General features: G+C 44.5%; 8 protein-coding genes. All 8 read right to left on the bottom strand.

All coding sequences use genetic code 11. The features are described from left to right. Nucleotides 1–398: 398 nt before the first annotated feature. The gene (locus KJW29_RS34460; protein WP_214628021.1) at nt 399–2099 is read right to left on the bottom strand and encodes a type 2 periplasmic-binding domain-containing protein; all 1701 of its coding nucleotides are present in this window, start codon (nt 2097–2099) and stop codon (nt 399–401) included. Nucleotides 2100–2127: 28 nt separating this feature from the next. Continuing rightward, entirely contained in the window at nt 2128–3018 is an 891-nt protein-coding gene (locus tag KJW29_RS34455) for a carbohydrate ABC transporter permease (protein ID WP_214628020.1), read from the bottom strand. A 12-nt stretch (nt 3019–3030) separates the two neighbouring features. Further along, nucleotides 3031–3942: an ABC transporter permease gene (locus KJW29_RS34450; protein ID WP_087571103.1), complete on the bottom strand. Its 912-nt coding sequence runs from the start codon at nt 3940–3942 to the stop codon at nt 3031–3033. Between the two features lie 149 nt (nt 3943–4091). Continuing rightward, complete coding sequence (locus KJW29_RS34445) at nt 4092–6332, bottom strand: helix-turn-helix domain-containing protein (protein ID WP_214628019.1); 2241 nt, start codon at nt 6330–6332, stop codon at nt 4092–4094. 92 nt (nt 6333–6424) lie between these two features. Beyond that, nucleotides 6425–7495 carry a sialidase family protein gene (locus KJW29_RS34440; RefSeq protein WP_214628018.1) on the bottom strand — a complete coding sequence of 357 codons (1071 nt, stop codon included), beginning with the start codon at nt 7493–7495 and terminating at the stop codon, nt 6425–6427. Between the two features lie 12 nt (nt 7496–7507). Then, on the bottom strand, nt 7508–8515 hold the full coding sequence (gene pdxA / locus KJW29_RS34435) for a 4-hydroxythreonine-4-phosphate dehydrogenase PdxA (RefSeq protein WP_214628017.1): 1008 nt from the start codon (nt 8513–8515) through the stop codon (nt 7508–7510). Nucleotides 8516–8517: 2 nt separating this feature from the next. Next, nucleotides 8518–9807, bottom strand: a complete 1290-nt coding sequence (locus KJW29_RS34430) for a four-carbon acid sugar kinase family protein (RefSeq protein WP_214628016.1) — start codon at nt 9805–9807, stop codon at nt 8518–8520. 11 nt (nt 9808–9818) lie between these two features. Next, nucleotides 9819–11585 carry a PrpR N-terminal domain-containing protein gene (locus tag KJW29_RS34425; RefSeq protein ID WP_214628015.1) on the bottom strand — a complete coding sequence of 589 codons (1767 nt, stop codon included), beginning with the start codon at nt 11583–11585 and terminating at the stop codon, nt 9819–9821. Between the last annotated feature and the right edge of the window lie 218 nt (nt 11586–11803).

Below are 11803 nucleotides of genomic sequence, written 5' to 3'. Positions count from 1 at the left end.
CTATCTTACTTTTTTCTAGTTTTACTGTAACACCAAGCCCCGCGGCGTTCTGTAATCCCAATTACATTTTTGAAAATCGACACGTTAAGAACTTCCATTAACTTGAATTACTAGCGAACTTAATCTGAAACGGCAAACAAGCCCGCCGTCCTAATGGATAGCGGGCTTTCATTATTTTTACTTCAATCATGAATGTCTTTTATATACATTGTTCTTCTCAAATAGCGTTCTTTCAATTTAGACGCACTAATGTGACTACCCCCGACTTATTTAACGCATTGACTATACGAACAAACAAAGGGTTATCATCTTGTTCCGTCAAAAATTGCTCAAGCCTTCTGACATCGCATTCATTGTATACCTCTGCTATAAGATACCGTTGCAGCAGGATTAAATCATTACTTCGTGCTTGCAAACCAATCATTCGCCTCTTGAGTCAATACCTCTCCGCCGGCGCTAAGCCACTTGGCAACGGTCGCATCGTAAGTCGCGTCGATATCAACTTCACCCAAAATGGCTTTCATAATATACTCTTGCAGCATTGCGCTAAGATCCGGATATTTCGACTCGGAAGCAAGAGGCGCCTTCACGGCATTGCCAATACCTGTATGGTTGGTTATCGGCTTGGTCTTCTCATAACGTTGTACCGCGCGCGGACCGCCGAATGCCGACAAGAAATCCGGATTGGTCGCGAACAATAGATCGAAGAATAGTCCCGTGCCCAGGTTTTTACCTTGCGGATGATATTCGGCCGACTCCGTCCAGCCTTCCTTCATCACTCTCTGTCCGGCATCGTTATATTCCCAAACCTTGCCTTCCGCACCAAACTCGATCGAAACGTATACTTCCTCATTAGACACAAGCGTATTGAGTATGGTCAGCAACCTTTCCATTTTCTCCTCATCATCGCCCACTTGCTTGCCGAAAACGATGAAACGCGATAGAAGATTACCGACTAATGTGCCTGATTGACCATCGGGTCCGGTTGGCGGCGCCATATTCACATATACGGGCTGCGGTCCCGATTCAGGAACGGAATAGAAGGGTTCCGTCACATACGTATTCGCAGGATCGCCGAAAAACTCTTGCCATTCCGGATGCTGCGCTACCCACTTCGCATTGAGATGTCCATCGTTGTCCCACTGTTGGTCATCATACGAGATATTGTCCGCATAACCAATGCGGCCTGCCGAAAACTTATAAGAAATATCGTCTTGCCCGCTCGTTCTTGACTTATCGGTAATGAATTCCGGATCGATTAAGTCCATGCTCTTCCATTTCGCTAGAAGCTTCAAGGCTTCTTTGGTTTCATTTAAAGTAAATCCGTACTGGAGCTTGCCATCGCGCTCAAGCCAGAGGAAGGGATTGGTGTTGTAAGCGCCGAAGATCGAGTTAAACCAGGAATGAAGGTTGTCGCTTCCCATTGACATGGCATAGGTATTTTTTTTGCCATCCTGATCCGGGTCATTATTGCGGAATTTCACGAAAACTTCTTCTAATTGTTCAAGCGTTTTTGGAACTTCGCTGCCGACATTCTTCAGCCAGTCACCACGAATTGAAAGGGCATATGGCGCAGTAGCGGCATCTAGACGAGGCAGACCATAAAGAGTACCATCCAAGCTGCCATATGTGAACACATTCGGATCTTGTTTGACGACGATGTCATAATAGTCTGGCGCGAACTTCTTAACCATATCGAGCGGAATCCCCGCAAGGACATCGTTTTTTACGTAACCAACCAATTCGCTTGTACTAATATACATAATATCCGGAATATCGCCACTGGCAAGCAGAAGATTCAGCTGCTGACTATCATCTATACGCACCGGCGTAATCGAGACATTAAACGTTTCCTCCATTAATTTCTGCGCGTAGGTGCCATCTTCAAATGGATAGTTCGGACCTTGCCACTTCAAGGCGACAGTCGCTTCTTTTGCTTCAGCATCGTTATTGGAACCTTGATTGTTTTTTGAATCCGGGCTCGAGATCGGGCTTGCATTTGAACCTGATGTGTTTGATGGCTCGTTTTTCCCGCAAGCTGAAACTAACAAGGCGAAAACTAAAATCATCGTAAGTACTATACTGGATTTCCTCTTCATTGATACTTCCCCCCAATTTTAGATTCATTTATCCCTTAACCGCACCAACCATAACGCCTCGTACAAAAAACCTCTGAATAAACGGATACACACATAAAATAGGAAGAATGGTTACCATAATCGCTGCAGCGCGAATGGATTCCGGCGCAGGCATATCTTTTTTCTGGACGGAACCCAAGCTGTTAATGAGCTGATCGTTCATTGCTGCATTCTGTTCGATCACCAGTCGACGAATATGAACGCTGATGACATGTTTGTCCATAGAATTGATATAAATCAATGAATCGAACCAAGCATTCCAATGGTTTACGGCTTGCCATAAGCCGATCGTAGCGATGACAGGCAGCGAAAGCGGGATGATAACATGCGTAAATATTTTAATATCGCCCGCCCCGTCAAGACGGGCAGATTCTTCAAGCTCCTCTGGAATACTCATAAAGAAATTGCGTATAATCAACAGATAAAAAGCATTGACCATAGGTCCCAGTACGAGAATCCAAACATTGTCCAGCAATCCTAGATTGCGCATTAACAAATAAGATGGGATGAGACCGCCGCCAAAAAACATGGTAATAACGAATATCGTGGTGTAAATCTTCAAATGCGGCAAATATTTTTTGGATAACGCATACGCGGCGCCAGACATGACAATTAGCGATAAAACCGTGCCTGCGACGGTCCGGAATATCGTGCTTCCATAACCCGAATACACATAATTCATGGACAAGAACTTGCGATACGCTTCTAACGTAAAGCCTTCCGGCCACAAAAATAAGGTAAAATCTCTGCTGTACAACCCTGCTGACGTGCTTAATGACATATTGATCAAATACACGAACGGGTACAGGATGGACAAGCAGAAAATAGTAAGCGCGGCATAGTTAAAAATGTCGAACAAAGAAAGACGTTGTTTCCCCACAGCTTGCCTCCTCTACCATAATCCTGTATGGCCCATTCGATTGACAATTTTATTCGCTATCAGAACCAGTACTAATCCAACGCCATTTTTAAATAAGCTCACTGCAGTGGATAAACTATAATTCCCTTGCTCCAGACCGGCTCGATAAGCATAGGTATCCAGTATATCGGCGACCTCGAACACCTTGAAATTATAAAGATTAAAGATCTGATCGAAGCCCGCGTTCAGAATACTGCCCACCTGCAGAATCAACATAATCGCGATGACATTGGCAATGGAAGGGAGGGTAATGCTGAACATCTGGCGAGCTCTGCCTGCACCGTCAATCTTCGCCGAGTCATAGAGCTGCGGATCGATGCCGCTAATGGCGGCCAGGTAAATGATGGAGCCCCAGCCAATGCTTTGCCATATATCCGATGCAACAATGATGGACAAAAACCAATATTTGTCCGCCAAAAAATAGATCGTTTGACCCCCGAAGAGTTCGATGATTTTATTGACGACGCCGTTGGACGGAGATAACATCTCCATCATGATGCTTCCAATGATCACCCAAGATAAGAAGTGCGGCAGGTAGCTGATGTTCTGCGTAATACGCTTGAATGCCGTACTGCGAATCTCGTTGATGAACAGCGCGAGCACGATTGCGCCGCCAAAAGTGAATATCATCTTCAAGCCGCTGATCACGACGGTGTTGCGCAAGATGCGAGTGAAGTTTGTACTTGCATTAAACAGCTGGTGGAAATGCTCGAATCCGACCCAAGGGCTTGCCCAAACGCCTTTTGTAAACGAATAATCCTTGAAAGCAATCAATACTCCATACATTGGCGCATAATTAAAAATAATCATGTACGCTAAAGCCGGAAGGAGCAATAGGAATAAAAATTTATACTTCACGTATGACTTCCAGGTTACTGAGCCCATATAAACACCCCCTTTTCGCAACCGCTTTCATGTCTTCGAAGTCAATTTAAACGAAAGCGGTTTACGAAACAATCTCAACAATTTGGGATACCTTCGTTTTCTTATCATTTGCTCGAAAACGCGGGGGATTCGGGGAAAACTTCACTTTTTTATGATTCCTTCACTTCCTTCAATTCCCTTAATTCCTTGATTTCACTGCTCCGAACATGTAATTTATATTGATTCGGCGTCATCCCGAATCTGCGTTTGAACCGTGTAATAAAGTAGGTGCTATTGGTCATCCCGACCTTGCCGGCGATCTCCTCTACCTTTAAATTGCTGCTCTCAAGCAGCTCTTTGGCTTTCATCATTCTCAACTCGGATACATATTCGGATACCCCGATATGGAAGGTTTTTTTAAACAAAGCCGAAATGTAGGTGGCACTTATAAACGTCTTTTGAGAAAGCAGCTCTAATGAAATCTCCTCATGATAGTGTATATCGATATAGCTCTTAACACTCTGCATAAGGATATGGTTCGTATTCTCCTCTACATGCAAGGAAAAAATGTCGGCAATAAACGTCTTCAGCCATTCTAAAGCCTCGAATATATCTCCCTTGCCATAGAACTCCTCAGGAACGTTTTTATAAACGAGCATACTTTCCCCGCTCTTTGGTTCGGCCTCCATCATCTTTTGGGTCACGAGCTGCATGATTTGATGGATGATGAGCTCCACGCTCTCTATGCGGCAGCTTTGCTTGGATAGCTTAACAGCGATACAATCAAGCAAACGATGTATCTCTTGAACATTATGAGCTTCGAAAGCCTGGACAAGCTGCCGATAAAGCTCGGGTATACGAAACTCTCCCATGCTCTCGACAGCACTGCTATACAACACCACGGATTTTTCCTTTGTTAAGAAGTGATGCTTGAGCGCTCTGAGCGCCTGCTCGCAGGAGGAGTGCAACTGGCCTAGTCCTCTGACAATCGATCCGGCGCCTACACGGATCGGGAATGCGAATGTGCCTGCTAATAGGGAAGTCGCCAATTCAATTCGTTCGAACACAACATTTTCGTCGGTTTTAAAATTAATAACCACAACAATCATATCTTTGGAATAAGAAGTGATCAGCACATTATAATCCGTCATTAATCCCGATTGAACAACAGCATATTCCAGTTGCTCGAATACGCTTTCATTCATGTTCAACTCATTTATTTGAAAAGCTGCAACGACACTTTGCTCTTCATGCAGGATATGGCTTATCTCTGCATTGCTTTCGTCATCGATAATGCCTCGCAGCAATTGATTAAGCCTGCTCTTGTTTACCTGCATCCTAAGAGCATTTACGGATACATGCATATTTTTAATCGTATCGTTAATAAAAGTGTAGGCATTGCCATTCAACTCATGGGTGCCGCTCGTATGCAATAAGTGGGCAATAATTTGTTTAATGGGTCTATATTGATTGATCGCGACAAATAAGGCTACTAAGAGACCTACAATCAAAGTGCCTAACGATACATAGATGATTATGTTCTGAATATAACTGGATACGCGAAAAAAATCGCTAAGCGGCATGATTAATGTATAGGTCCAATCATTATAGCTCGATGTATGGTTAAGCAGCATAACGCTTTGTCCATTAATCTCACGAATATTCAGCTGCTTATCTTCTTTCTGACTTGCTTCGATCAGATCATTTGCCTGAGTCATAGCATAGCGAGCAGAAGGATCCGACTGAACAATAATTTCATTGTCATGATTGAGAACGAGTATGGCCTCGTTCGGATTAATCAATTGGCTGCGCAGGATATTGGAAATATATTTGCTGTAAATATTAATATACAAAATAAATACAGGCTCCCCGTCCTGCTTTAATGCCGAAGCTCTCGCGTAGCTAGTAACCTCTCCCGTTCTTTCGAAGGTAAGATCAGCTTTTTCGTTAAATGGAAACCATTTTTTATGGCCATCCCGATCCGTCATGAAATGATCGACGAATTTGTTTGTATCCGTAGACTGATAATCATATTTAATGCCTCTGCTGGATATCAGCATCCGCTCCTCTGGATAATAAATATTGAGAGATTCAACGAACGGCAGCACGGCAATCAGCTTCTTAAGCTGTCTGTGCGCTTCAACATGACTATAACCCCCGGAAAAATCCAAATTTTGCGGAGCAAGCAATTGCTCCAGCACAATCTTCTCTGCCGGCTCCAACACGCCTAACTCGACAATCGAATTCACATAAGTCAACCGCTGCACGTTGATATCCGACATTTCCTTTTCTACCATATTCGTGATCATGCCCATCAGTATTAATCCAATCAAGCCTATGATCACAACAATCATAAGCACATTCCAAACAAAATACTGCTTTAGAACGCCGAATTTAAGTTGATATTTCATATTGGCCTCCATTAATAATGATTTTACGCCCTCAACTCATCGTTTGAGGGCGTAATTGGCATTATGTTATTCATTTGATTGCAACACTACAATTATACTCTTAAAATCGTTCCGCCAATATAGCGTACGCCAATCGGATCGCTTTTGTCATTAAAATAATAGGAGATCAATAGTTCTCCCGGCCGCACCTCTACAGCCCGAGGATAACCTAAGTCAAGACTCCCGCCATCATCGCGCAAAATCAGCTCGGGTCCCCACGTTGCGCCGTTATCCTCGCTAATTCGAGCGCGTACGCCATAACCAGGACGTCGATAGCCATATACCGCAAACAATCGTCCGTCTTCCATTAGAGTCAGATGAACGGTATCCCCGTGATCATTGATTCGCGAGACAAAACGCCAGGTCAACCCGCCATCGTCCGACGCATATAATTCATCCCATGCTGCAATCATGTCTGGTTTGCATCTTACGGCTACCAATATCGTACCGTCCTTCATTAATACCGGAGAAGGACAGATCATGCGGTATTCATTGCTGTTAGGCATTAATGAAATAAGCGACCAGCTTACTCCATTGTCAAAAGAGGCGAACACAACGGGACGGTCATGCGGATTATTTTTCGGTTGCGCGGTTAAAAACAGGAGCACCACGCCATCCGGACGAACGATATAGGAAGGTCTTCCCTGGTATCTTGGAATATCGCATTTAGGAAGAGCAGCCGGCTTTCCCCAAGTTTCTCCGCCATCTCTAGACATCTTTACCCATGCAGTCGAATTCGGCTCTCCGGAATTAGGCGAACACCAGCATTCCAATAAAACATTTGGATCATTAAAGTCGAAACCTTCGGTATATGCAAATGGCCTTTCAAACAGCAAATCGTGGGTTGTCTTCACATTATCGGCTATTTCCGACGCCTCGCTCCATGTGTGTCCGCCATCCCTTGTTCGTACAGACTTTATTTTGCTATATACTTCGACCCGTCCATGCTTGCGATTGGCGGGATTGGAATAATCGCATGGAATATTCATAAACCCTACTAGAATATTATTTTCATTAATCTTCCACATTCCCGCGTTGAAAGGCCATGAGCTGAATTCCCCATCATTCCTATAAATCGTAACATGCTCCATATTCTCTGGTCTTACTGGTTTGTTGTATTCCATTAGTAGTCACTCCTAGTCGTGTAAGGTAAAAGGCGACAATTCTATAGCCGAATGAATCGCTGCAATCAAGCTGCTTTCATCAGCCAGATTTTGACCTGCAATATCAAAAGCCGTGCCATGATCAACGGAGGTTCTTATAATGCCGCCGTTTAATCCGACCGTGATGTTCACTCCCGATTCAATGCCCAGTACTTTTACGGGTGCATGACCTTGATCATGATAACAAGCGACAACAATATCAAAGTCGCCGCGCATAGCCCTGAAGAACAAAGTATCTGCCGGATAGGGACCCGTAACATCCATCCCTAGCGCGACTGCGCGATCAATAGCAGGTACAAGCTTCTCTTCTTCCTCTCCATTTCCGAATAAGCCATTTTCTCCTGCATGCGGGTTAATTCCGCATACAGCAATTTTGGGATTTTCATTTCCCGCTCTCTTCAACGTATCATAAGCAAGTCGAATGACATTAAAGGTTCTATCCGGCGTAATCATTTCGATGGCTTTCAGCAATCCAACATGAGTAGTCAGGTGGATGACTTTCAGCTTATCCGTCGAGAGCATCATCGAATATTCCTTCGTGCCGGTTAAGTCTGCTAATATTTCGGTATGTCCCGGATATGGATGTCCTCCCAGTTGCAGCGCTTCCTTATTTAGAGGCGCCGTACAAATGGCATCTATGAATCCCCCCTCGGCCAATTCGACTGCTTTTGCTACATAATGAAAGGCAGCGTTGCCGGCTGCAGCAGAGAGCTTTCCAAACGGAATATTTTTCTCCAACAGAGCGAGATCCAGACAATCCATACTGCCATAAGCGAATCGCGCATCCTTCAGTTCATTCATGTTATGGAGACGCATGTCCGACGCATGAACAACCTCTATCGCTCTCTGCAGAATCCGGGCATCGCCGATGACTACGGGGCGACATTTTTCATAAATCGATTGATGCCGAAGCGCCTTAACAATGATTTCCGGTCCGACGCCTGCTGCATCCCCCATCGTTATTCCTATTATCGGTTTCATTGTTATTCACCCCTTGTAAACGTTTCCAAGGCTCGCTGCAATACTTCATCTCCGCCGAAGCCGCCCGCTTTCGTAATCACATGAATTCCCTTGTGAACAGATAATCTGCCAAGAGGCACACCTGCTTCAATCTCTCTAATCAACTCGATTTCTCCTGCCCCCAAATGCAGGCAAACCTGCTTGGCCGTATCTCCGCCTGTCAGCACCAGGTTGGATATTCCGCATTGCTTAATGATGCGTGCCGCTGCATTTCCTAGCGCGTCGCTTATCGTGTTGCTCACTTGATTGGCGTCCATTCCATGCTCTTTTCCTTGCCTTCGAGCGCTCTTTATCGTTGCGGTATTGGCTGACGAATAAAGAACGACATTTTGTTTTTCATGTAGAGCTTGAAGAGCCAAATAGGAAACTCGTTCATACTCTGTCTTTCTTCCTTCCTCCGTCAATGCCACTAACGAATCCAACTCGAGCCCTACAACATTTTTTTGCTGCAATAAGTAGTCCAACTGCCGCCTGGATGCCGCGTTCACACTGCCTACTACGACCATAACCAAATCAGAATCAGTGGAAGGATGTGCTTTATTGGATTCCATTGCCGAGACTTGGGTCGTTAAAGCGTTGGCCAATCCTGCTGATCCCGACCAAATCACATGGTAATCCCCCCCTCGGAATAATCCTGCAATGAGCGCCAGATCCTCGTCCGTTTCGGCATCGAAAAGCAGATAAGGAATGTTCGTCTCATATAATTGTTTCATTCTCTCGGTCAGCCGTGCTCGATCGCCTCTTAGCAGCTCGGTTGTCAGGAGAGCGAACGGTCTTTCCGATTGCCCCCTTAACAACTCCGGAAGAGAGGAGTTCGTTGATGGATTTTTGGGGTCCTTCGATGTAGCTGTCTCATGAAGCAATAATCCGTTAACAAACATGCTTCCGTTTTTCATGACTCTTCCCATCTTGGGATAAGAGGGTGCAATCACAATGAAGTCCGGTTGAAACGCGCGATAAATGGCATCCCATTCCCCGCCTATATTCCCTCTAAGCGTGGAATCAATCTTCTTATAGATGATTTCGGGCTTCACTTCTTGTTGTTTCATGTATTCGCACACTCTGCCGACCCGTTCGGCGGCTTCCTGCTTGGATAAAGAACGGCTGTCCGTATCGAATACAACAACATCCTGTTCACTGGAAATGCGAATCTTTAGGTCCAATAAAACCGTGGTCGACAGCCCTTTCCGAGAAAACTGCACGCCTGTGTCATTTGCTCCTGTAAGATCATCCGCGATTATGGCAACCTTCACCAACACACACCCTATCCCTTCAGCTTTCTCCATAAGGTCGAACGATTAATACCCAATCGATTGGCAGCGTGCGATTGATTCATGCCTTCCTGCTCCAATACGATGCGAATAATATCTTTTTCTATGTGATCAAGAGTTTGATTTAAATTCAGTCCTGTAAGCTCTGGATCTAAAGAACCCTTGTTTTTTTGATTTTGCTGCAAGCCGTGAAGGATGGGCAAAACATCTGCATCAATGTACTCGCCGGAAGTATGTTGGACAAACTGCTCCATAACCTCTTTGAGCTCAAATAAATTGTTTGCCCATGAGTGATCATGTAACGCTTCTATCACTTCTGGTCGAACACCCACTATTTGTTTTCCGTATTTTTCGTTGAATGAGATTAAAAAAGCGCGTATATATTCCTCTAAATCCGCCCTTCTTTCATGTAAAGGAGCCATGTAAACAATCTGTTTTTTGAAGAAGTTGTAAAGCTTCTTATCGATTTGTGTTTGCTCCAGCATAAAGACGGGATCTTCGAGAAAGGAGAAAACCGTCTTGGCCGCGACCTTTTCTAACGCAATTGCGAACTCCTCTTGCGCTGTAAGCGTCAGGTTCTCGGCGCCGCTAATATATAAAATTTGATCTTCATTGCATATCGAAATCAGGGCTAATAATGCTCTGAACGATGTCTCGGCCGAGTTGAATATTTTGATCTCAACCATAGTCTTCGAATGATCCATCAAGCTGCCAAGAACAAACAGCCGTCTGCCCGCTCCCTCTTCGCCATAAACGGCCATCGGAAGTGTATAGCTTGCCTTTTCTTTCGAATAAACGGATTGTGTCATTATTAATGGCGGGAATGTATGATTGAATCCGGCGGAATAGCCGAAATGTATGTCGGCATCAGCAGCCTGCGCAGCAGGTCTGGCCTTTAAGTAATACATTCGCAAATCGCTTTCCATTGGGATTTCATCTCCGGTAAGAGCGAATTGTCCTTCCTGGTCAACCATCATCATTTGATGATCCAGTGTAATTCCCTGGCCTAGATTGATTAGCAGTTTTTGCAAATAGGGGTAGGATCGAAATAGATTGGATTGCGACTCTTTCATTCTCAATAAATCCCTAAATGCTTGGTTTGCATATTTGACTGTCCCCTCTTGGTCTACAATCGCATATCCCGTCTCCATCGTACTCAGAAGGGTTTCGAATGCTTGGTTCTTAACCTTATAGGTTTGGGATATCTTATAGATTTGCTTGGCTTGGGTAAATGCCGCTTTAACGGATTCTCGACCGGAAGTAATTAATACCCCCTGCATGCCGTACCCGGTTGCCTTCTTTACGGTAATATTGTCTCCAACTATTATTTTGACTCCCTTTGATTTTGCCGCTTGCAGAGCCTGATCCACTTCGTCCTGATGATGGATCATCGTGTAGGATATATCCATATCCATCAAATTCGAACCCGAGATAATCCCTTCAATGACATTCCGAAAACCAATCATCTCCACAGGCGCCTGAAATCCCTTAACCAATGTCAGCATCCGCAATATATCAAAGCCGGATACCTGAATATCGATGACAGGGAGGTAGGAATGCTTACCAAGCAGAGTCGCCGTTCCCCCCCGGCTAATGATCAAGTCGTATCCCTGTAAATGAAAGCTATCGATTTGGGGGAGAACCTCCGAGAGATCTCCTTGTATGACTGTAATATCGAACTCCTCCAGCTCGGCTTTCAAGCTGTTTGTCAGCTCTGCCAGTCCAGCATAAGGCGCCACGACTAAAGCTTTGATGCTCATAGGATTGCTCCTTGTATTGTTTAATTATGCAACTATAAAAGATGCTATTGATATTGTAATTAGTATATCTTATAAATTTTTAAATGAATAGTCTGTTTTATCGGTTTTACTGTATCATTTTGCAACACTTTATTCGAGAAGAAGCCTATTCTCAGAAAAACTATGCCGGAGCAGGGAATACTTATTGACAAACGAAGTTTGCGTGTTCAATAATGGGG

This window comes from Paenibacillus agaridevorans (genome assembly GCF_018604145.1).
GTDB lineage: Bacteria > Bacillota > Bacilli > Paenibacillales > Paenibacillaceae > Pristimantibacillus > Pristimantibacillus agaridevorans.
This window is presented reverse-complemented; position numbering and strand designations above follow the sequence as displayed.